18 protein-coding genes are annotated in these 23,281 nt (G+C 46.7%); 10 read left to right on the forward strand and 8 right to left on the reverse strand.

Features of this window, described 5'->3' with window-relative positions:
- Positions 1–15: 15 nt before the first annotated feature.
- A complete protein-coding gene (locus DTQ70_RS22340; protein ID WP_122932859.1) occupies positions 16–861 on the reverse strand; it encodes an MOSC domain-containing protein in 846 nt (281 codons plus the stop codon).
- A gap of 59 nt (positions 862–920) precedes the next feature.
- On the opposite strand from DTQ70_RS22340, the gene DTQ70_RS22345 reads away from it, so the two are divergent.
- The gene (locus tag DTQ70_RS22345) at positions 921–1,619 is read left to right on the forward strand and encodes a YjjG family noncanonical pyrimidine nucleotidase (RefSeq protein WP_122932860.1); all 699 of its coding nucleotides are present in this window, start codon (positions 921–923) and stop codon (positions 1,617–1,619) included.
- Here DTQ70_RS22345 and DTQ70_RS22350 read toward each other — a convergent pair.
- Positions 1,608–2,693: a patatin-like phospholipase family protein gene (locus DTQ70_RS22350; RefSeq protein ID WP_122932861.1), complete on the reverse strand. Its 1,086-nt coding sequence runs from the start codon at positions 2,691–2,693 to the stop codon at positions 1,608–1,610. The genes DTQ70_RS22345 and DTQ70_RS22350 overlap by 12 nt on opposite strands.
- A 53-nt stretch (positions 2,694–2,746) precedes the next feature.
- Here DTQ70_RS22350 and DTQ70_RS22355 point away from each other — a divergent pair, with 53 nt between their 5' ends.
- Positions 2,747–5,038, forward strand: coding sequence for a T9SS type A sorting domain-containing protein (locus DTQ70_RS22355; RefSeq protein WP_122932862.1), 2,292 nt, complete (start codon positions 2,747–2,749; stop codon positions 5,036–5,038).
- Here the strand turns inward: DTQ70_RS22355 and DTQ70_RS22360 are convergent.
- Both DTQ70_RS22360 and DTQ70_RS22365 read right to left on the reverse strand, forming a co-directional pair.
- Positions 4,958–6,235, reverse strand: coding sequence for a hypothetical protein (locus tag DTQ70_RS22360; protein WP_122932863.1), 1,278 nt, complete (start codon positions 6,233–6,235; stop codon positions 4,958–4,960). The genes DTQ70_RS22355 and DTQ70_RS22360 overlap by 81 nt on opposite strands.
- A gap of 6 nt (positions 6,236–6,241) precedes the next feature.
- Positions 6,242–7,258, reverse strand: a complete 1,017-nt coding sequence (locus tag DTQ70_RS22365; protein ID WP_122932864.1) for a GTP-binding protein — start codon at positions 7,256–7,258, stop codon at positions 6,242–6,244.
- Positions 7,259–7,497: 239 nt separating this feature from the next.
- Here DTQ70_RS22365 and DTQ70_RS22370 point away from each other — a divergent pair, with 239 nt between their 5' ends.
- From DTQ70_RS22370 to DTQ70_RS22400, 7 genes are all read left to right on the forward strand, one after another.
- Positions 7,498–9,477 carry a M1 family metallopeptidase gene (locus tag DTQ70_RS22370; RefSeq protein ID WP_122934516.1) on the forward strand — a complete coding sequence of 660 codons (1,980 nt, stop codon included), beginning with the start codon at positions 7,498–7,500 and terminating at the stop codon, positions 9,475–9,477.
- A gap of 98 nt (positions 9,478–9,575) precedes the next feature.
- Positions 9,576–9,770, forward strand: coding sequence for a DUF433 domain-containing protein (locus DTQ70_RS22375; protein ID WP_122932865.1), 195 nt, complete (start codon positions 9,576–9,578; stop codon positions 9,768–9,770).
- Between the two features lie 271 nt (positions 9,771–10,041).
- The gene (locus DTQ70_RS22380; RefSeq protein ID WP_122932866.1) at positions 10,042–12,651 is read left to right on the forward strand and encodes a carbohydrate-binding domain-containing protein; all 2,610 of its coding nucleotides are present in this window, start codon (positions 10,042–10,044) and stop codon (positions 12,649–12,651) included.
- Positions 12,652–12,766: 115 nt separating this feature from the next.
- Positions 12,767–13,000: a DUF433 domain-containing protein gene (locus DTQ70_RS22385; RefSeq protein WP_122932867.1), complete on the forward strand. Its 234-nt coding sequence runs from the start codon at positions 12,767–12,769 to the stop codon at positions 12,998–13,000.
- Positions 12,997–13,332, forward strand: coding sequence for a DUF5615 family PIN-like protein (locus DTQ70_RS22390; protein WP_122932868.1), 336 nt, complete (start codon positions 12,997–12,999; stop codon positions 13,330–13,332). The genes DTQ70_RS22385 and DTQ70_RS22390 overlap by 4 nt, the downstream gene beginning before the upstream one ends.
- Positions 13,333–13,477: 145 nt before the next feature.
- Complete coding sequence (locus tag DTQ70_RS22395; protein ID WP_122932869.1) at positions 13,478–15,466, forward strand: family 10 glycosylhydrolase; 1,989 nt, start codon at positions 13,478–13,480, stop codon at positions 15,464–15,466.
- Positions 15,467–15,548: 82 nt separating this feature from the next.
- Positions 15,549–16,271, forward strand: coding sequence for an SIMPL domain-containing protein (locus DTQ70_RS22400; protein ID WP_122932870.1), 723 nt, complete (start codon positions 15,549–15,551; stop codon positions 16,269–16,271).
- Positions 16,272–16,334: 63 nt separating this feature from the next.
- On the opposite strand, the gene DTQ70_RS22405 is transcribed toward DTQ70_RS22400, so the two are convergent.
- On the reverse strand, positions 16,335–18,044 hold the full coding sequence (locus DTQ70_RS22405) for a VRR-NUC domain-containing protein (protein ID WP_122932871.1): 1,710 nt from the start codon (positions 18,042–18,044) through the stop codon (positions 16,335–16,337).
- 606 nt (positions 18,045–18,650) lie between these two features.
- Here DTQ70_RS22405 and DTQ70_RS22410 point away from each other — a divergent pair.
- Positions 18,651–20,207, forward strand: a complete 1,557-nt coding sequence (locus tag DTQ70_RS22410) for an OmpA family protein (protein WP_122932872.1) — start codon at positions 18,651–18,653, stop codon at positions 20,205–20,207.
- A gap of 104 nt (positions 20,208–20,311) precedes the next feature.
- Here DTQ70_RS22410 and DTQ70_RS22415 read toward each other — a convergent pair whose 3' ends face one another.
- The 3 genes from DTQ70_RS22415 to DTQ70_RS22425 all read right to left on the reverse strand — a co-directional run bounded on the left by DTQ70_RS22415 (position 20,312) and on the right by DTQ70_RS22425 (position 23,225).
- The gene (locus DTQ70_RS22415) at positions 20,312–20,716 is read right to left on the reverse strand and encodes an Hsp20/alpha crystallin family protein (protein ID WP_122932873.1); all 405 of its coding nucleotides are present in this window, start codon (positions 20,714–20,716) and stop codon (positions 20,312–20,314) included.
- A gap of 87 nt (positions 20,717–20,803) precedes the next feature.
- A complete protein-coding gene (locus tag DTQ70_RS22420) occupies positions 20,804–21,319 on the reverse strand; it encodes a uridine kinase (RefSeq protein ID WP_122932874.1) in 516 nt (171 codons plus the stop codon).
- Between the two features lie 112 nt (positions 21,320–21,431).
- The gene (locus DTQ70_RS22425) at positions 21,432–23,225 is read right to left on the reverse strand and encodes an acyl-CoA dehydrogenase (RefSeq protein WP_122932875.1); all 1,794 of its coding nucleotides are present in this window, start codon (positions 23,223–23,225) and stop codon (positions 21,432–21,434) included.
- Positions 23,226–23,281: the final 56 nt, after the last annotated feature.

Genomic DNA, 23,281 nt, shown 5'->3' on the forward strand with positions numbered 1-23,281 from the left:
CGTCCCGTCCGTTGGTTAAATTCCTTCACTCATTGTATAACGCACCTTCCGACTCACCACCACGACCTCATCTCCCACCTTAATTCGACCCGATTCTTGCGTAACGACGTTTTGGCCAAAGAAAATCTTATTGTTTCTTTTTCGGTAGCTGGACAGCGTACGCAGAGGTTCTTTGCCCGAAATTTCCCCTTTTTCTGGGTCAACCGTGGTCAGAATACAGCGGGCACAAGGTTTTACGCCGTAAAAGCGGACTCCTCCTATCGTGAACTCGTACCATTGGTCTTCCTCGTAAGGCTCGCCTCCTTCAAAAACAAAGTTGGGGCGAAAGCGTACCATAGAAACTGCGTCGGGCAGTCGAGTGTTTAAATCATCTAACGAAGATTGGCCAATCAACAAAAAAGGAAAGCCATCGGCGAAGCTTACGTTGACGTCGAAAGGGGCGTAATCTGGATCAGCCAAACGCGGCGAAGTATCAGGTAAATACATTAAACGCACCGAAAAACCCAACGCCTCCGTCAGCCAACGGTTACAGGCATCGTTGACTACTACGGCTTCGATGGTATCGTCCCAAACGGTCACGGGTACTAAATCGAAGGTTTCAGGAAGTGTAGGTACGGTCAACACGCCCAAATCGCGCGTGCGATGTCGAAGTTCCAAGCCATAGTCGGTCAAGGTTACCTCAATTAGCGCCATGGTCGGATGTTGACGCTGGGTCACAAAGCGATTGGCGTCATCAATCACCACCCAACGGCGGTCAAAGCGTAAGCCCCGCTCTTCGACTTCGGCCTGTGAAACCCGAATTGCGCCCAATGATTTGACGGGATAAATGTAAATGTCGGAAAGAATGAGTGAAGTGTTCATAAAACAAAGTAACGTCGATTTTCGTAGTTTTGGAAAAAATAGCAATACAGCTGTCCAAAATGCCTACTTACAAACACCTTTTTTTCGACCTCGACCACACTTTATGGGATTTTGAGCGCAATTCGGCCGAGTCTCTTTCTGAAATTTACCATACGTTTGAACTGCATAACCACGGTATTTTATCGCTTGGCGATTTTGTCAAAACCTTTATTGAAATCAATACGCAGCTTTGGGCTGATTTCGACCGTGGTAAAATTGCTCACGGCTATATCCGAGAAAATCGTTTTCGATTGGTTTTTGAGGCGCTCAACGTCGATAACCTCGCCGTTGGAAAAGACATGGGAGAAGAATACTTGCGGCTTTTACCCCAAAAAGCCCACTTGCTCGACGGCGCCGTGGAATTACTGGATTATTGTGCCAACAAAAACTACCAACTCCACATCGTCACCAACGGTTTTGATTCGATTCAAGCCTCTAAAATGGCCAGTTCGGGCATTCAGCAGTATTTTGAGCACGTCATTACCAATGAAAAAGCAGGGGCTAAAAAGCCTGATGCCCAGATTTTTGAGTTTGCACTGCGCTCCGCCAACGCCCACCCTGATGAAAGTTTGATGATTGGCGACAACTGGGAAGCTGACATTATGGGAGCGCTCCGCTTTGGCATCGATGCTGCTTTTTACAACCCCAAAAACCTAAAATTTGAGCAAACCCCTACCTATGATGTACAGCATTTGAACGAGTTGATGTCAATTCTCTGAGGTCGTGGTGGTAGGTTTACAAAAATCACAAACACCTTTTTTCCCACTTTCAATCAAGGTGTTTTTCTCCAACAAAGAAAGCTTTCGGACTTTAACGCCAATGTTTTGAAAGTCAATCGAAATCGTTCGTTTTAAATCTTCGGGGCGAAAACTGGCGCGATTGGCGGCTTCCGAAACGAGGTTATAAAACGCCCCCATGTAGGTTTTGAAACTGCGAATGGGGTAAGGCGCTAACCCAAAGTTTTGGGCATCGGCCTTGATTTGCTCGGCACTTTCGAGGCGTAAACCGAGGGTTTCGTGGTTAAAAACGTAGGCATCGGGCGACAATTGGGGCTGCGGTTGGCTCAAGAAGCGGTTCTGGTCAAACAAACCAATCGGGTAATTGAGCAATAACCCGCCATCTACCAGCACGTCGGCGGGAACTGTGCGCGGAGGGCGCGAATAAAAACGCCCCGTACTATCCATAAACACCGCGCAGTAATACAAAGGAATCGACATGGACGCCCGTACCGCGTCAGCAATCGCGAGGTTGGGGAAATTTTCGTACGAAAGCACCATCGGTTTTTGTTGCGTGAGGTTGGTGACCGTCACATACAAGTCTTTAAGGCAGCTGTCGCGTTGGGCAAGTTCGTGAAGTTCCCCAAAAGTCAACCCCGAATTTCCCGTTCTGATGTCGATTTTTTCGCCAATCCACCGTCGAAACGCATCCCCTCGGTACCAGCCAAAACGCTCCACCAATCGCTGAGCCCCTCCCACAAAAATGTATTGACCGTCGTTAAACGACTCTACTTTCATCTCGGAGACCAAGTCCGTCAACTCAGCCGCCGAATAACCTACCGACAGCAACGACGCCTGAATGGCACCTGCCGACGTTCCGCCAATGCGACGAATACTGTGCAACATTCCCCTTTGTTCTAGTTCTTGAAGCGCCCCACAATACGCCACCCCGCGAATACCACCCCCTTCGAGCACTAAATTATGGTACTTTTGCTGCGCCAATGCCGTTGACAAACCCCAAACAAAATGAATGAAAAGTCCGTTGATTAGGAGTCTAGGTAACACTTTTTGGGCCATAAAAACGTTTTTTTGTTGTGTAACGATTTTGCCAGAGAAAAATTGACCAACTGATGAAGCTTCTGCTACCAAATTTCACCGCACCACTTGTCCATTCCTTTGCGTCTCGCGGTTTGGCAGGGATTGTTTTAGGTGTATGCACAACTTTCACGGCATTGGCTCAGTCGTTTTCTTTTCAGTGGGACAATGCTGTTGCCGTGACAATTCAGGGGAAAAAGCTTCTTAACCCTTGGGCGGGTGGGCTAAACAACGCTCAGTTTTCTAAGATGCACCTCAACGACGATGGAGTCGAGGATTTGGTTGTTTTTGAGCGTTCGAGCCATTCGGTCAATACGTTTTTGGCCGTACCACAAGCGACTGGGCATCAATGGAAACACGCCCCTGAGTACGAAACGCGCTTCCCTGCGGACATGCTTCATTGGATGTTACTCGTTGATTTTGACCAAGATGGCCGCAAAGACCTGTTTACCAGCACCAACGGCGGTATTCGGGTTTTTAGAAATGTAGCTACCTCCAACGGCTTTTCGTGGTCGCTAATTGCTGACCCCATTCTTACGCAAGGTTTTTCAGGAAATATCAACTTATACGTTCCTTCCACCGACTTACCCGCGATTGCTGACATCGACGACGACGGAGACATTGACATTCTTACCTTCGATTTTACGGGGACTTCGGTCGAGCTTCATCAAAATTTTAGCAAAGAACAAAAAAGTACAAATCCGTTCATTTTTAAGAAAACCACCAACAATTGGGGACGCTTCAGCGCTACTTCCTTTTGTGACCAATATCTTTTTAATCTTCCACCTATCGACGTTGCACTCCAAAACCCCTCCAACGCGCGCATTGCCCACGCAGGAAATACCCTTTGGGTTGGTGACCTCAACGGCGACGGCAAAAAAGACGTGCTACACGGCCACGTTGCTTGTGACAACGTAGTGATGCTGACCAATGTAGGTGGAAACGGAATGGCAGCGCTCATTGGCAGTGCGCAAGCTTCCTTCCCTTCCATCACCCCCATCAATTTCCCCGTTTTTCCTTCTCCTTACTTAGAAGACATTGATGGCGACGGTCAAAAGGACTTGATTGCCAGCCCCAGCAGTACCGACATTGCTACCAATCCGTTGCTCAATTTACGGCAATCCAACTGGTTGTATAAAAACGAAGGAACTACTACCAACCCTAAGTTTACCTATCGTCAAATGGATTTTCTCCAAGATGGGATGATTGATTTGGGAGAAAACGCCACCCCTGCCTTAGCGGATATTGACGGTGATGGTGACTTAGATTTAGTCGCGGGTTACGGTGGTTTACGCGCCACTGATGGTTATCGGGCAGGCATTGCATTTTTCCGAAATACAGGTAACGCTACCCAAGCCGCTTTTGAATTTATCAATGAAGACTTTCTCGGGTTGAGCGCCCAGCTTTTTAAAAAAGAAAACGTAAGTTTGGTGAATGCCAAACCTTTTTTTGCGGATTTGAATGGCGATGGTACTACTGATTTGGGATTTTGGGCCAATACTTTCAGGGGAATGGATATTCGCTACCTGCCTAACCTCGCCCCTCGCGGACAAGCAATGCGGCTAGATACGAGTCGAATCACCAAAATGCCGCTTCCGAAAAATTTTACCAACGGAGAGAATTTACTCTACTACGACATTGATAAAGATGGGAAATTAGACGTACTGGTGAGTAAAAATTCGGGGAATGTGGAGTTTCACCAAAATGTGGGGAGTACGGCATCCCCCATCTACGAACTTAAAAGTGAAGCTTTTGGCGGAATTGACGTGGATTTTGAGCGCCGCGCGCAAGGCATGGTCGTGGCTGATCTCAATGCTGACCAAAAACCTGAGCTTATCATGGGGGATTTGCTGGGTCGCTTGCGTGTTTACCAAAACTTTACCACACTGACTACGTTTAAAAGCGATAGCAACCTCATTTTCAACGCATTTAGCAATAAATCCGAATTTATCCGCATTGGCGTGGGCCTATTTCCTGCGGTAGGAGATGTCAACGGTGACCAACTTCCCGAACTCCTTATTGGAAGCAATACGGGTGGGATACGTTTTTTGAAAAACAACTCACCCAAGGGCACTCCCACTGGCAATGAGCTGGAGTTTTTTGTGTATCCAAATCCTACTTCCAACTTTCTTTACGCCCAAGTTCCCGAAAAAGGAACGCTTGAGCTGTTTTCTATCAGTGGACAATTCATTAGCAGCATCATTGTTCCACAACCAACCACCGAGCTCCCAATGGATATCAGCAAATTACCTGCGGGCTTGTATCTCCTGCGTTTTACGACCGCCAATGACGTTAAAATGTCGCAAAAGGTAATAATAACCCGCTAAAACCGCCAAAGCGTACGCTGTATACCCCCAACTTTCACGGACGGGCCAGCACTCTACGCACCAGCGACGTGTCTGGGCAGGAAATCGACCTAAATCGGGTTCTAATTCGTACAAACGCATCAACGGCAACGATGTAAATAGCACGTAGCCAACAACCCAAGTAGGCTGCTGATTTAATCGCAACAGCAAAAATGTCAACACAAACGGCATTCCGTTAAATAAAATTCGGCTCGTATCACCTCCGCCAAACACACTGAGGAATAGCCACAAAATGAGTTGAATTTGTAAATGAGTTTTCACCTCACCCCCTGAGTCCCCCTCTCCTTGCAGGAGAGGGGGATTTTGAACGCTTTTCTCCTTCCAGGAGAGAGAAATAAAACGCTTACTGGGTGAGGCCGATAGCCACAAAGTTCCAAAAGCTAACAACCAGCTGATGGGAATTCGCACTAATAACTCTGGTTCTACGAGATAACGTTTTCCAACTCGAAGTAACGTTACCAAAGAGTTATTACGCCAATCAGACGTAGGTGAGGGGAAAAAATGCGAAGCTACGTAATACACCAACAAGGCCACCAATAGGGCTGATAATGCAATAAAAAAAGGCCGTTTTGGCTTGTTAAACACAAAGCTATTCACCCCATTCCACAAAGCCATACTTCCAAGGACGGCAATAAAAGACTCCTTTTGTAGCGTTCCTAAAGCGGCCACAAGCACTATAAAAAGCCAGTTTTTACTTTCTGAAACCAAAAAAAACAGCAAGAGCGTTAACCAAAAATAGCTTCCCACATCTGCCGTTACGGGGTCGGGCAGGTACATGCGCACCAGTCCTTTCCAATGAAAAAATATCCAAAACAACCCCAGCCCAATGACTGAAAGGCGAAAGTGAAGTCGTTGCCAAATCAATGTCAGTAGCCCTACGGTCAGCACCACAAACAAACCATTGAGGCCGACAAAATCTATTTTTAGGTCATGGAAGGGAAAATGCGCCGCCAACCACGGGCTCAAAGTTCGGGTATTGAACGGAAAAGAAAGCAGATAATCAGGCGTTAGACCCCGAAAATACCGATAGCTTTCCGCGTACTTATGCGCATCAAAACGCTTGTCCAACAATTCGTAGGAATATGTGGGCTGCACCATCGCGTACGTTAGGTACACTACGGCACTCAACCCCATCGCTATCCCGACGTTTTTTTTCATGTTGGGTTATTTTTGTTCCAACAAACAACCTTTCAAACCTTCTTCCAAGGTCTTCCACGGAAGCGGATTTCCTCCGATGCACTCCACGCGGCTATCGCGGCGGTAAGCAAGGTACTCAATCGAAAACTCGCCTCGAACCGAATTAATCAACACCCAATCGACACCCGTCCGAAACGCTCCTTTTACTCGTTCAACATGCTTGAGGGAAGTCACCCAAGCCTTCAATTTTTGTAAATCAAAGACCTCATCGGGCGAGAATACCCAACCGCAACTGTACCTTCCTAAACCGTGGCTTTCTTTCATCAACGGTTTGCCCACTTCAGGAATAGGCAGGTCGTGTGCCTCATCGTGATGATGGTGGTGGTGATGTTCGTGCTCATGGGCATTGGGGTGCAAAGCTTTGCGATTTGGAAAAGGCTCAATGTTCAACCAATTAGGGTCAACATCGCCCTGTTCGACGGCGCCAATTAGAATCTTCGGCGGAAACAGTTCTTTGGCCCAGCCCAAAAACTCACGCGTCAATTCTTCCCCTGCGAGGTCTATTTTGTTGGCAATCAACACATCGGAGAGTGTAATTTGGTCAATAAATGTCTCGTGCTCACGGTATTCCTCTTTGTCCCACTGCCGAGGATCCACCAAGCACACCGTTGCCCGAATATCAAGTACATCTTTCAAAAACTTTCCCCGAAGCATGTCCAAAATGGCCTCTGGATGCCCCATTCCCGTGGGCTCAATCAAAATCCGATGCGGTTTGATTTGACGCAGCACCAGCGTCAGGGTCATTTGCATGGGCAAATTGGCGGAGCAACAAATGCACCCCCCCGCGACCTCTTTCACTACTAAGCCATTTTCGTCTGTACCCGCAAAAGGCGTGTGGTCAATAGAAACCGCCCCAAATTCGTTGATAATCACCGCCCAGCGTTCGTCGGCGGGTTTGCGTTTAAGAATGTTTTGGAGCGTGGTTGTTTTTCCTACGCCCAAAAAACCTGTAATCAGATTGACGGGTATTTTTTGTAATGCCATTCCTACTATTGAATTTATAAGCAAACAGTAGAGTTACGTACTTCGTTTCAAATAAACAGTTAGCCTGAGCGTCTATTGTGATTTGGAATCAACTTTAAACGCAATTGGTGCAAGGACAATTAGTAGCGTTTCTCCTCCAAATTGGGGGAAAATACGCCCAAAATTGGCGATTCCGACTGTCTTTGTTACGTTTTACAACAATTCTGTTTTACCTTCGTTTTTCTGCAAATTTCACTAAAATGTTTCGACAACTCTGTCTTTTATTTTTGATTGGTCTTGCCTCGTTGAGCCACGCCCAACCCACAACCTCCAAATACGATCCACACGTATTATTTAACCCATTGTTTAACTATCAGCCTGCCAACGAGTTTCGAACAGGAAGCGGTGCACCAGGGCCTCGGTACTGGCAAAATCGTGCCGACTATAAAATTGCGGCTACCCTCGATGAAGGCGCTAATCAACTCAGCGGTGAAGTAGAAATTACGTACACCAACAACAGCCCCGAAACGCTCCCTTTTCTCTGGCTACAACTCGACCAAAATGCCTTCAATGACAACTCTCGCAGTGGAAAAACAACACCGCTCAGCGGTGGCCGTTATGGTAATTCGGGGTTTGAGGGCGGCTACGTGGTTAGCACCGTGACAGTCCAGCAAGGGAAAGGCAAAGCAGCACCTGCCGAGTACATTGTCGATGATACCCGTATGCAGATTCGTTTGGCCGAGCCGCTCAAGTCGGGTGGCGACATTATCAAAGTCAAAGTCACGTATTCGTTTAAAATTCCGTCGTACGCCTCCGACCGCATGGGAAAACTCGACACGCGCAACGGCATAGTTTACGAAATGGCACAATGGTATCCGCGCATGTGCGTTTTTGATGACATCGAGGGCTGGAACGTATTGCCCTACCTCGGTGCAGGGGAGTTTTACTTAGATTATGGCGATTATGAATACAGCGTCACCGTACCTTGGAACCACATTGTGGTAGGTTCGGGTGAATTGCTCAACCCTACTGAAGTACTCACTTCGGAGCAACTCAAACGCCTTGAAGAAGCCCGTAAAAGTGACAAAACGGTGATGATTCGCACAGAAAAAGAAGTAAAAGACAAAAACTCTCGCCCCAAACAAGAAGGAATGCTCACGTGGCGCTTCCGTTGTAACAACGCCCGCGACGTGGCCTGGGCTACCTCGCAGTCGTTTGTATGGGATGCCGCCAAAATGAACCTACCAAGCGGTAAACCCGCCTTGGCGCAGTCGGTGTACCCCGTCGAAAGTGCAGGCAATGACAGTTGGGGACGCTCCACAGAATACGTAAAAGGTTGTTTGGAATTTTATTCAAAATATTTGCTCGAATACCCCTACCCCGTCGCCAGTAACGTCGCAGGAATTGTAGGCGGAATGGAATACCCTGGCATTGTTTTTTGCGCCCACAACGACAAAAAAGAATCGCTTTGGGGCGTCACCGACCACGAATTTGGGCATACTTGGTTTCCGATGATTGTGGGAAACAACGAGCGTAAATTTGCGTGGATGGACGAAGGTTTTAATACTTTTATCAACATGCTTTCAACCGAGGCATTCAACGACGGCGAGTACAACCAAGACCGTTTGGACGATATTCAAAACATTGCCCCTACCCTCTTCCGCGACGGTGCAGATCCTATCATTACCATTCCAGACGTTATCAAAACGACCAATCTTGGTTGGGATGCGTATTACAAGCCTGCGATTGGCCTCAAGATTCTACGCGAAGTGGTGGTAGGCCGCGACCGTTTTGATTATGCTTTCAAACAATACGTAAAACGTTGGGCCTTCAAACACCCTACCCCTTACGACTTTTTCCGCAGCATGGAAGATGGCACAGGCGAAGATTTGGGTTGGTTTTGGAAAGGATGGTTTTACGAAAATTATAAACTCGACCAAGCCGTCAAAGAAGTACAATACGTAGAACAAACTCCCGCCAAAGGTTCGATCATTACGATTGAGAATTTAGAAAAGTGGGCCTTACCTGCCGTAGTAGAATTGGAAGAAACCAACGGTAAAAAAACGCGGATTCAACTCCCCGTTGAGGTGTTTCAACGCAGTGGTTCGTGGACATTTAAAGCCCCTACCAAAGGACCGCTTAAATCGGTCACGATTGACCCTGATTCAAAAACCCCTGACGTCAACCCTCGTAACAATACGTGGCGGCCTGCTCGCTACATTTCTCCCGACGAGAACTAATCAAATTAGATTCCCCCTTTCAGCCGAGCCCCGCAATGGTCTCGGCTTTTTTGTAATGAAACTAACAATATGTAATTTTGAAAAAATAAAAAACATCCATGACTACCTACATTACAGAACGCATAGCCATCAATCCAGATATATGCAATGGACGTCCGATTATTCGTGGAATGCGAATTACAGTCCAAACAGTCTTAGAGTTTTTATTTGCAGGAACTTCTCAAGAGGAGCTTCTTTATCAGTACCCAATGCTCGAACCCGAGGATATAGAAGCGTGTCAGCAGTTTGCGTAAAGAGTTTCACTCAATTATCCTCTCAGTTTGGCCAACAGCGCTCGAAATGAGTAGTAAATACAAACTCGTAACAATTTTCAAAGACCGTCTTGAAGCCATAGAATAAACGGCTTTTCTTCTTCCTTCAGCCGAGGCCCGCAATGGTCTCGGCTTTTTTGTGCTTTATTCCCTAAGAAATAGCCCAAAACTGCAACGCAAACACCAGAAGGTACGTAAATCTCAAAAGTACACACACATTGATACACCAATACTCTTTTTACCATCTGATACCATGAATCAAAAACGTTTTGCAGTAGCGAGCTTTGTCTTGGCTCTTATTTTGGTTTTTCAAGCCTGTAAAGACAAGGAAATCACCGCCGAAAACGCTGCCACCATCACATCATTAAATTGTTCAAGTGCTACCTTCTCAGCTTCTGCTACAAGCGGAGCTTCGTTTACTGCCACCTCGAGCGTCCCCTATACGGGCGGCAACGGCGCCTCCTACGCTGAAGGAACGGCCATTGCTTCTACGGGCGTAACGGGATTAACTGCTACCTTGTCGGCAGGTACTTTAGCTGATGGAAACGGCACCGCCAGTTTTGTGATTACGGGCACCCCTGCCTCGGCTGGAACTGCCAACTTTTCAATTGATTTAGGCGGGCAAACCTGTACGTTGGCATTGCCTGTCACTGCCTCAAAAGCGAGTGTCGCAACGCTCACGGGAACCGTAAATCCTACTACAGGAACCAACGGCGTGGCTTACACTGGCACAGTGACCATCACCTACACTGGCGGAAATGGCGGTGCTTATGATGTTTCGACGGCTTCATCGACGGGGGTAGAAGGGCTTACGGCTACTTTGGCAGCAGGCACGCTGGCCAATGGCTCGGGCACGCTGGTCTATAACATTGCGGGAACACCTACTTCGACGGGCACGGCTGTTTTTAACTTGAGTTTGGGAGGACAAACCTGCACGGTTTCGGTCGCTATCAGTGCTTCAAGCACCGCCTCTACTGCCAAAGACACCGTTGTGATTACCTATTCGGGAACCAGCGCTTCTGTTAGTAATGCCTTCCAAAACGACGGCGTAACAGTAACTACCAGCGGGGCTGATATCACCGTAAAATCAACCAATACCTCCAAAGAAATCGTGTACCTTTTATCGGGTACTGCCACCAAAGGAAGCTTTAAGATTTACAGCGAATACAAATTCAACATCACCCTCAAAGGCGTTAGCATTACCAACAGTGCAGGCCCTGCCATCAATATCCAGTCGAGCAAAAAAGCAACCATCAACGTAGTCGGCACCAACACCCTTGTCGATGGAACCACCTATGCCACCAGCTCAGAAGACCAAAAAGGAACACTTTTCGGAGAAGGGCAATTGAGTTTTATGGGAACAGGTACGTTGAACGTTACAGGTAACAACAAACACGCCATCGTATCCGACGACTATATTTACGTCAGCGAAGCCAATATCGTCATCAAATCGGCGGCTAGTGACGGTATTCACGCGAACGATTATTTTGCGATGGACAACGGAAGTGTTACTGTAACTGCCGCAACGAGTAATGGCATCGAAGCCGAAGAAGGCTACGTAGCCATCAACGGCGGGGTGGTCACCATCAATAGTGTCAACGACGGAATCACGGCTTCTTACGAGGGAACCGATGCTACCATTACGCCTTATGTTTTGATAAAAGGAGGCAAAATTACGGTCACAACGACGGGCGACAAAGGCAACGCCATCAAAAGCGAAAGCTACACAACAATTGGCAGAACCGATGCGGTTACACTTACGGTTTCGGGCAAAGGTTCTAAAGGAATCAAAACGGGCGGCGATTGCACCATTACCTCGGGTACGGTCAAAATTACCACCTCAGGAGCAGCTTATTACGATACTGCCGACGCCGACATTGCCGCCCCAGCGGGAATTAACTGCGACAAAAACCTCGCCATCAAAGGCGGAACGTTGACCGTCACCAGTACGGGAACAGGCGCCAAAGGCATCAGCGTTGACGGAACCGCCACCGTCAGCGGTGGAACAACCACTATCTCTGCCACTGGGACAAAATATACTTATAACACAGCCAATACCAGCGAAGCCAAGGGTTTTAAGAGCGACGGTGCTTTTGTGATGAACAACGGTGAACTCAACATTGCCGCTACCGACGATGGTCTAAAATCAGAAACGTCGATTACCATTAATGATGGCACCCTGATTATCACCAAAGCAACCGAAGGTATCGAGTCCAAAACTATCACCTTTGCGGGCGGACTTACCAACGTAACCGCCTCTAACGATGGAATTAATGCTTCCATGGGAACAACCACTGGTGGGACCTCATCCAATGACGGGAGTAATGTGTTCATTAAGGGTGGCATCATCATCGTTGCAGGAAGCGATGGAATAGACAGTAACGGAAATATTACGATTACTGGCGGAACAACCATCGTAGGCGGTCCCACAAGCTCACCCGAAGAGGGAGTGGACGTAAACGGCAGTTTTTTGATAAACGGAGGTGTCGTTATTTCAGGTGGCTCAAATGCCAGAATGACCAAAGCCATGAGTACAAGCTCTACACAAGTAAGTATGTACATCACCTCAAGTGCCCAACTAGCCTCGTCTTCACTATTACGGGTTGAAGATGCTTCTGGCAAAGAAATGGTAACTTTCAAACCTAAAAATGCCAATTATTATTTCCATTTCTCGAATCCAAGTTTAGCCAAAGGAAGTCAGTACAAAATCTATTTCGGCGGAACGTACACGGGCGGAAGCTACGTAGGTAACTCGTCAGGATGGGGCTTATACACGGGGGGCACGTATTCGAACACAGGAGCAACGCTCAAATCAACCACCACTACTTCGAGTTCTGCGACGGTCAATACCATTGCGTTTTAGGTCTTACTTTCATTCATTCAGGCAATACCAAGCCGAGGCACTGCGAAGTGTCTCGGCTGTTTTTTAATTCATAAAACGAGAAAAGTGTATATTTGAAAAGAAAAATGAAAAGGCTATGATAAATATTCAAGAACGGCTTAGTATCAATCCAGAAATTCGATTTGGTAAGCCTTGCATCAAAGGGACTCGTATCGCAGTATGGGATATTTTAGGCTGGTTAGCAAGTGGAATGAGCCACGAAGAAATCATTGAAGATTTTCCTCAACTCACCCAAGAGGACATTTTGGCGTCTTTAGCATTTGCTGCCAATCGTGAAGAAAATACCAAGATTTTGATTACAGCAGCATGAAGCTTTTATTCGACGAAAACATATCTTACCGAATTATAAAACAACTTATTGAAATTTTCCCTGAAAGCTTACATGTCAGTCGTATTGGGGTTTCCTTTCCAATTTCTGACCGTATAATTTGGGAATACGCTAAGAAAAATCAACTGGTCATCGTCACTTTTGATGAAGATTTTGAATCACTGGCTAACCTATATGGATTTCCTCCCAAGGTCATTATTTTAAAACTTGGCAACTCCTCCACAAAAGTCATTGCCTCTGTTTTAACATCAAAAGTTATTGACCTTGAACACTTCTATTTATCAAAGACTCATGGACTTTTAGAGATTTTCTAATTCTCTTAATACCAAGCCGAGGCACTGCGAAGTGTCTCGGCTATTTCTTTTTCCCCCTCCTCTTACTTTGTTGTTCCCCAAACGTACCATTATGTGAGAGATTGGCGTTAATTTTGCGGGGTTTTCTACGTTGAGCTTTCATACCATGTCATTTTTGAGATATACACTTTTTTTACTGCTGATTAGTTGTTCACTTTTTGCCCAGCCCAAACGCGAGTTTCGGGGGGTATGGATTGCCAATGTGGGCAATGTTGACTGGCCTTCTCAAAAAGGGCTATCGGCGCAGCAACAGCAGCAAGAACTTCGCGATTTACTGGATTTGATTCAATTAAGGGGCCTAAATGCCGTTTTTTTTCAAATTCGCAACGCCTGCGATGCCGTTTATGAGAGCAAACTCGAACCTTGGTCGGAATGGCTAACGGGACAGCAGGGTCAATCACCTGGCTACGACCCGCTTGCTTTTGCCATTCAAGAATGCCGCAAGCGTAACCTTGAGATTCATGCTTGGATAAACCCCTACCGTGCCGTCACCGATATTCGTCGGGCTTCTCTGGCCCCCAACCACATCGCCAAAACGCACCCCGATGTACTTCTATCCTACGGCTCGTTACGTATTCTCGATCCAGGACGGCCCGAAGTGCGCAACTTCGTCACCCGCGTGGTTATGGACGTCGTTCGCCGCTACGATGTGGACGGCATTCATTTCGACGATTATTTTTACCCCTATCCCGTTCCTAAAGTAAACCTAAACGACGAAGCGACTTTCCAAAACTACAGCCGAGGTTTTACCAACAAAGCCGATTGGCGGCGCGATAATGTCAATTTGCTCGTCAAAACGGTATCAGATAGTATCCGCCGCGTCAAACCTTGGATTAAATTTGGGGTATCGCCTTTTGGAATTTGGCGCAATCGCAGCAGTTCTCCCGAAGGCTCCAATTCTCGTGGTTTTGAGGCTTTTTCAGGCAATTTTTCCGATTCTCGCAAATGGGTGCAAGAAGGCTGGGTGGACTACATTGCCCCGCAAGTGTATTGGAGCATGGGAAGTACGACCGCCAATTATGCCCAATTGGTGTCGTGGTGGAGTGATAATGTCTCCGAACCTCACCTCTACATTGGTCACGGCGTCTATAAAGTCAATAGCGACTCTCACTGGAAACGTCCATTGGAAGTTCCGAATCAAGTGCGCTATAATCGTTCGTTTGAGAATGTTCATGGAAGTATTTTATTCAGTGCCAAAACCCTGAGAAATAACCCCAACCGCTTTTGCGATGCCTTGTGCCAAGAAGTATATCAAAGCCCTGCCTTGGTGCCTGCCATGCCTTGGAAAACCCAAGCAGCTCCGCCAAGCCCCAGAGAACTGACCGCCAAGCTTAACGATAATAACACAGTAACCCTCTCGTGGTCTTTTCCTTATCAATTGACTTCTGAGCGTGACAAAGCCCGCTATTTTGTGGTGTATCGCAGCAGCCAGCAATCGTCGATTGACTTGCGCTCAGCCCAAGCCATTCGAAGCATTGTGGTAAATACCGAAGGTGAATCTACCTTCAGTTTTACCGATAATCAAGTAAAGCCCAACACCAAGTACAACTACACGGTGAGTGCTTTTAATCGCCTGCACAACGAAAGTCAACCCACGGAAGCCAGTAGCTTAACCACCAATTCCAAACCGATTGAGGCAGCGCCCGAGCCAGAGAAGGTTATTTTACCATTGGCAACCCAACTCAAAAACGCGCCTATAGTAGCTAATTCCGAAGAGCCTATGGAAGCCGTTGCGGCCGCCAATGAAGAAGAAGAGGACGAAGAAGAACAAGAAGTAGAAGAAACCAAAACACCTGCAAAACCACAAAACACTTCGGTAGCTTCAACCGAGTCGGATGAGTTTCTTCAAATTTTTCCGAATCCATTTAATCAACAAATCAACATTCGATACCGCTTGCCCGCCGCCGCCGAAGTGTCGCTTTACGTGTATGATTCGCGCGGAACGCGAGTGGGTGCATTGGTTGTCAACAAGCAACAAGAAGCTGGCAATTACACCGTTCCTTTCAATGTACAGTTCATGAGTGAAGGTACCTACTACGCTCGACTCATGGCGGGAGAAGTGCAGAAAACCGCCAAAATTACCTTGAAGCATTAGGAATCATTAACAAAACTATTCACAATTTGGGCACCACTTTGGCGTTTTTAGCCCAAAACCATCTAATTTTTCTTTACTAACCATGAAACGTTTCGTATTAACAGCCGTTTTGCTTGTATCAAGCCTATCCATGTTTGCTCAAACATCTACCACCGTGGACAAAGACCCCATCAAAAAAATCGAGGTAACAGGTACTGCCGAACTCGAAATCGTACCCGACGAGCTTTATTTCACTATTTCGTTGAAAGAATATTTTAAAGACGAAAAAAACCAGAAAGACAAAGTTTCGCTCGAAACGCTTGAAAAGCAATTGATTGAAGCCGTCAAAAGTGCAGGTTTGCCCAAAGAAAACCTCTCAATCAGTGGCGTAACAGGCTACCGCGAGTGGACAGGCAAGAAAAAACCGCAGTACTTTTTGGCCGCCAAGCAATTTCAATTGAAACTTTCAAACGCGAATAATATCAACGACCTCATGGCCAAAGTAGATGACCGTGGCGTCGAATACGTAAACATGAGTCGGGTAGAACACTCGAAAAAAGAGGAATTCCGTCGCCAAGTAAAAATCAACGCCCTCAAAGCAGCCAAGGAAAAAGCAGGCTATTTGTTGGAGTCGATTGGTGAAAAACTAGGCGAAGTACTCGAAATCCACGAAGTAGAAGAAGGCAACGTCTATCCGATGTACAAACAGGCTCAGTACAACGTACGGATGATGGCCGCCGATGCTATGCCTGAGTCGGGTGGTGGACTTGAATACGAAAAAATCAAGTACAGCTACCGTATGAATGCGACCTTCCGCATTAAATAATTGGTTGTCAATCTTCAACCTACTCCAACCTCCCGAAAGTTTTGAACTTTCGGGAGGTTTTTTTTAGTCTGAATCTGCTTTCCACTCCACGCGCAACACCCGCGCATTAACCCCCAAATCGGCCATAAAGTGCATCCAATGAAGCTGCTGGGCCGAAAGGTGATCGGTCGGAGATTTTACTTCTACCAATTCAAGGCCTTGCTCTCCCCACACCATCAAATCGGGAAAACCTCGGGTGTTTTCGCGTAAATTCGTCGCCATTTCAAGCAAAATAGCCCGCAGCTGCATCGGGCTGAGGCTTTGGGCAATCAATTTCACCAATTCCAACAAGATTTCATTCCAATCGACCAGCACGTTGGCAATCCCAAACTTTTCGATAAACGTGCTTTCCAGCACTTGGGCAATTTTTTCGTTGGTATCCAATTCCGATAGTCGCTCACGAATTTGAGGCGCGCGTTTTCGGTAAAAATCGGGTTGATAAAAATCTGACGGCATTCGCTGCAAGGGATGATGGATGGCCTGAACGTTGGTGTCGTAAATAATTTCCCAAAAAATAAGCCCAAATAGCCCCCGCCAAGGATAGTTTTCAGCATGAACCGCCCCGTAGCCTTTTTCCACAAAATAATCGGCTACTCCTTGCTCCACCCGATACCGATAGCTAATCGGAATCTGTACGCTGCTCGATTCTTGCAGAAACCGCGTGACACTCTTTTTCACCCGTTTTTTGGTACTCGTAATTTTTTCTTGAAAATCGAGCGCAAAAAAACGCTCGTCAGCGTTTTGGGGGGCATGAGCAATCGCCTCGCACAACGCCATCGCTTCCTCTACAAAGCCCATCCGATGCAACAACCGAACCCGACGCTCCCGCGACGGAATTTGGTCAGTCAACTGATACACCGTTAGGGCCTGTTCGGGAAGTTTTTGACGTTCCAAAAAAGCCCCCACTCGATTTATCAACTTAACGTACCCAGGTTGTGCTACATCGCTGAGCGTGTGCAACGACGCTTGCCAGTTCATAAACCAGTCGAAAATTTCTTCGGGCGGAGTGGCTGCTTCCTGAAATTCGTAGAATTGCTGCGCTGTCAGCGACACCATAAACTTGTCCTCGGCGTCTTGGCGCGTGGCGAAGCGTGCCGTGTAAGCATCGTCGCGGTAGCGTTCAAAATTCACTTTGCCCAAATCACGCACCACAAACTCGGTCATGTCGGCATGACGATTGCCAAAAAACAAGAACTTCAGCATCATCACCTCCACTTCGTAGCCTACTTTAATCACAGGCTCCCCCAACAATTCGGGGGAATTGATGCGCGATACTAATAGCTCAAACGTAAACGTATGACTCAAAAAACGAATCAAATCGGGCTTTTTGAGGGGTTTGAGCGATAATTCAGTCGGCGGTGCTAATTTTATCCATTCTTCTTTGGTAAATAAATTCAGGATTTCGCTGGCATAAGCTTCGTGTTTTACGTCCAAAGACTCAATAAAACCCCGCTCTTCCAGTTCGTAAAGCGCCGCAGGAATATCTTCGAGTTCATTGTATTTCAACTTATTGGTTCTAAAAAAAAGCCCTCGCCGATTACTAAACCGCACAAAAAGGCACTGAGCATCCTCCGACAGCGCTCGAAAATCGGCGATAAACTGTTGCTCAGCATCGTTGAGGATTTCTCCGTAAAGCTTTTCCACAAACTCAACCAGAAATAAAAAGTAATCTAGGTAATACTTGGGCGGAAGTTCGACGGGAGATGTGGCTTCGTTGGGTACTAGCGACTCCATTTATGAGGGATTGAGTGGGTTATTGTTTGATTGTAGCTTTGGAATCGCAAAGGTGTGAGGTTGGATTCTCAAATCCAACTCCGAGGTTTCTCAAAACCTCGTTCACAACATTTGGTTTTAAGAAACCAATCAGCAGTTATTGTAACCGCTGGCACAAAAGCGTGCAGTTGGATTCTCAAATCCAACACCGAAGTTTCTCAAAACCTCACTCACAACTCTCGGTTTTGAGAAACCGAACAGCGGTTATTGTAACCGCTGACACAAAAGCGTGCCGTTGGATTCTCAAATCCAACACCGAGGTTTCTCAAAACCTCGTTCACAACTCTCGGTTTTGAGAAACCGAACAGCGGTTATTGTAACCGCTGGCACAAAAGCGTGCCGTTGGATTCTCAAATCCAACACCGAGGTTTCTCAAAACCTCGTTCACAAATCTCGGTTTTGAGAAACTAATCAGCGGTTATTGTAACCGCTGGCACGCGCTTTTGCGGACAAATGTCGTAAGTTTGCCGACAAAAATATTTTGAATATCAATTTTAGCAACTATTTCGTTAAAATGGTACGAAATTCGCTTTTTAGCGTAGAAAAGCCTCTAACTTCCATTTTGAAATGAAGTCAACTCTTATTGCTTTTAGCTGTTTTATTTTTCCAACTGCGTTTGTTTTTGCCCAGCTTAAAGTCGAAAACCTAGGCAATGCCATCAACTCCGAATACAACGAAATCAACCCCGTCATTTCTCCCGACGGCAAAACCCTCTATTTTGGGCGGGTAAGCCACCCCCAAAACGCCCACGGCCAAGAAGGAAGCCAAGACATTTGGTTTTCGGAATGGCAAAATAGCCAATGGAGTTTGGCCAAACGAATGACTCCTCCGCTCAACAAAGAGGAATACAACTGTGCCTACAGTGTCACCCCCGATGGCAATACCTTGCTGATTATGGGCGCTTACGACCGTGGTGCCTACGAAACGCGCGGATTTTCGTTTAGTAAGCGTACTGTCAATGGCTGGTCAGCGCCCAGTAAATTGAATATTCCAGGCTTGGAAGGAATGAGCAAAGGCGAATACATGTGCGGTTTTTTATCGAACGATGGAAAAACGCTACTCATGGCTTTTAGCGAGAAAAAACGTAGTACCAAAGACGATTTGTACGTGAGTTTTCTCCAAAAAAATGGCACTTGGACCAAACCCCAAAGCCTCGGCGTAGAAGTAAATACCGACGATTTTACGGAAACAACACCGTTTCTTGCCTCTGATGGCGCCACCATTTATTTTTCGAGCGACCGACCAGGGGGACAAGGTAGCAACGATATTTATTACACCAAACGCATTGATAAAACGTGGAAGCGGTGGTCAAAGCCTGTTAATCTAGGCCAAGCTATCAACACCGACGGCTACGATGCCTATTATACCATTGCAGCCGCAGGTGATTATGCCTACATGGTTTCCAAGAAAAACACCCTCGGCAAAGGAGACATCGTTCGCATTAAAATCAAGTCGGATGAGCCTTCAGCCGCGCCTATCGTACCTGCACCTGACCCTGTAGCATTGGTCAGTGGAAAGGTTGTTGATACCAAAACAGGCAAACCAATTGACGCCCGCATCATTTACGAAAACTTGGCCGACGGTACGGAAGTAGGAACTGCCCAAACCGACCCCCGCACGGGAGAATATAAAATCGTATTGCCCAAGGGTGTGAAGTATGGCGTACGGGCAGTGGCCAAAGACTTTATCGCTGAAGCTCAGAGCATCGACCTTACCAACATGAAAGGTGGGTTTCAGGAAGTAAACGGTACTAACCTCACGCTTGTACCGATTGAAATCAATGCGGTTGGGGTACTAAACAACCTCTTTTTCGATACTGGTAAAGCCGCCTTACGTCCCGAATCTAATGCCGAGCTTGACCGTATGGTGCTTACTTTCAACGAAAACCCAGGCTTGGTGATGGAAATTGGAGGTCACACAGACAACGTTGGTACGGATGCCGCCAACTTAAAACTATCGCAAGAACGTGCAGATTCTGTACGGGAATATTTTATTGGAAAGGGTATTGAACCCGACCGCGTGCAAAGTAAAGGATACGGAGAAGCCAAACCCAAAGCCACCAATGACACCGAAGAAGGACGCCAAATCAACCGTCGGGTAGAGTTCAAGATTTTGAAGAAATAAAGGCTCGATTTTAATCAAACAAAGGGGTGCTCACAGTTTTCCGCATCAGTCGGGGTGTGAGCACCCCTTCGCACGTCAGTCGGGGTATGAGCACCCCTCTGCACCTACCATTTCTCAATATCGATATGACGGCGGAAGTTACGCTTGGCGTGATTAAAGGGAATTGAAATTTTTAGCACGTTGGCTTCGGCATCAAATCGCGCCACAATTTCTTCTACATTTACGTCATTGGGTAAAAACAGATTGCCAATCGTACGGGCTGTTTTTAGGTTTTCTAAGCCTTCGGGGCGTTCGGCAAAAAGATTCACAAAGTGATATACCCAAAGGCGGTCATTGACCACATCTAGGCCAAAGTTATCAGCACTTACTCCTGCCATTTTCACTTTGACTTCATACCCTTCTTCGTGTTGCTGCACCACCAAAGTAGGCTCGCTCATGCCCCCGTTGGTGGTATTGGCGTAGTCGATGGCGGTAATTATATCTTGCGGAATTTCAATTTTTGCTTTCATTGTCGTAAGTGGTTGCTGTGTGATGATACAAGTACAAACCACATACCAAGCCTATTTTCACGACAAAATGGCTTTTTAACAAATATGCTAACTGCCAGAATGGCGTAAAAAATCCACAATTTCTTCCATTGGGTAAGGTTTTGCCCCATCAATCTCCATCAAATTGGCCAGCGAAGCGGGCGGTTGACCATAGGCTAAGAAACTTTCCCAAATGTACGTCACGTACCACTCGGGTTCTTGCCCCCAGCGCGTATCAGCCGCTTTCCGAATCCGAAAGGTCTCTTCTGAAATAACCGTAAAAAAGCAACGGTCGTACATCGAATTTAATTCAGCATCGGCAAAAGCTAAAAAACCTTCAACTACCACAACGTCAAATTGAGTCTGCAAAAAAGCAACCGTTTTACGCAACAGTTCAAAGTCAATCGAAGCAGGAATTTCCCAATCAATGTGATCACGAACGAGCGGGATGTCTTCAATTCGGTTCACAAAATCGTCTTGGTGCAGCGTAATGGCCTTTTTGTTTTGAGAACGTTCGTGCCAAACCAGTGTTTCGGCGAGGGTTGTTTTTCCAGAACGGCTACGGCCGCCAATGCCAATAATCATGGTATTTGGGGAGGGTTAAAGCACAAACATAAAAGCAAAGTCCCTCAAAAACAACAAATCCCGACAATTGTCGGGACTGTTGCTTCGGTTTTTAATTGTTGATTTTAAACTCTTATAGTGCTAACTCTTTTTCGGTCTCAATTGTTAGCACCTCGGTATCTTTTAATCGAACGGCCAATCCAAGCGTTTTGGGCACTTCGTAGTGGAAGAAAAACTTCATCGTATGAATTTTGCTCTCGTAAAAGGCTAATTCGTCGCCTTCAGGTTGTTGGGTGAGCAACGCATTTTTGGCCACGACTCCTTGTTTCAGCCACTGCCAGGCAATCGTAATAATGCCAAACATTTCCATAAACAACGTTGCATCCATCAAATAACGCTCGATGTCGCCCTGCATGGCATACGGCATCAAGGCCATTGTTACCTCTTGCAAACGACCCAGTTCGGCTTTCAACTTTTGGGCGTAAGGCTTCAACTCTTCGTGGGTTTCGGCTTCAGCAATGGTTTTTGAAACTTCGGCAAACAACAATTGAGCAGGTTTTCCGCCCTTCATTGTCATTTTACGTCCCAACAAATCCTGCGACTGAATACCCGTTGTTCCTTCGTAAATAGGCGTAATACGAATATCACGGTAGTACTGTTCGAGAGGAAAATCTTCCGTAAAACCGTATCCTCCAAGTACTTGCAAGCCATTACTCACCGCAACAAGCCCCATTTCGGTAGGGTATGTTTTCGCAATTGGTGTCAACAATTCGAGGATGAGGTGGTATTTCTCTTTTTCCTCAGGGTCTTCACTAGCATGAGCAATGTCAACACAACGCGCCGTTTCTAGCAGCAACGACAACGAACCTTCTACCACGGCTTTTTGTAAAAGCAACATCCGTTTTACGTCGGGGTGCTGAATAATCGGAATTTGTGGGCTATCTAATACGCCTTTTTCGTTCAAACGGCGACTTTGTGGGCGTTCTTTGGCGTACTGCACCGATGCACAATAAGCCGCCGACGCAATCGCCGCGCCCGTCATCCCGACGCCGATACGCGCTTCGTTCATCATCTGAAACATGTACGAAAGCCCTTTGTGTGGCTCACCAACTAACCAACCACGGCAGTCGTCGCGGTCCCCCATGGTGAGGTGCATGGCAGGTACACCGCGTTGCCCTAGTTTATGATATACTCCCGTTGAAGTTACGTCATTATCAGCGCCATCAAGGCGGTATTTCGGCACCACAAAAAGTGAAATGCCTTTGGTTCCTTTGGGAGCGCCTTCAATACGAGCCAACATCAAGTGAATGATATTTTCACACTGATCGTGGTCACCCGCTGAGATAAAGACTTTTTGTCCTTTAATCAAGTAGCTTCCATCGGCTTGCGGAGCAGCCGTGGAAGTAATGTCTGACAGCGAGCTACCCGCCTGAGGCTCGGTCAACGCCATCGTTCCTTGCCATTTGCCCGAAAGCATATTAGCGACGTAGGTTTGTTTTAATTCATCCGTACCAAACGAGTTAATCAACCCCGCTGCTCCTGAGGTCAAACCCGTGTACATCATGCCATTATTCGCAGCCATAACGATAAACCCTAAGCACGAACTCACCACCTCAGGAAGTTGTTGACCACCATCTTCAAACGAAAAACTTGTTCCAATCAACCCAGCTTCGCCCATCGCTTTGAGGTAATCGCCCACTTTCGGATGAACGGTCACTTTGCCATTATGCAGTTCGGGGGGATTACGGTCAAGGTCACGCAAATATGGATACATCAAGTTGTCCCCGATTTGGGTCACCGCATCAATCGTCATGTCAATTGTTTCACGGTCGTGAGCATTGAAATACGGGTATTTGTTAAGCGATGCAGCATCAAATACTTCGTGAAGTAAAAAGTTAAGATTACGACGGCTATAGTACTGTGCCATTGAAAGTTAAGTGTTTTAGGTATTATGCAAGCATACGGTTTGCAAATATAGGAGGA

Origin of the sequence: Runella sp. SP2, assembly GCF_003711225.1 — a bacterium.
In the GTDB taxonomy this organism is placed as follows: Bacteria; Bacteroidota; Bacteroidia; order Cytophagales; family Spirosomataceae; genus Runella.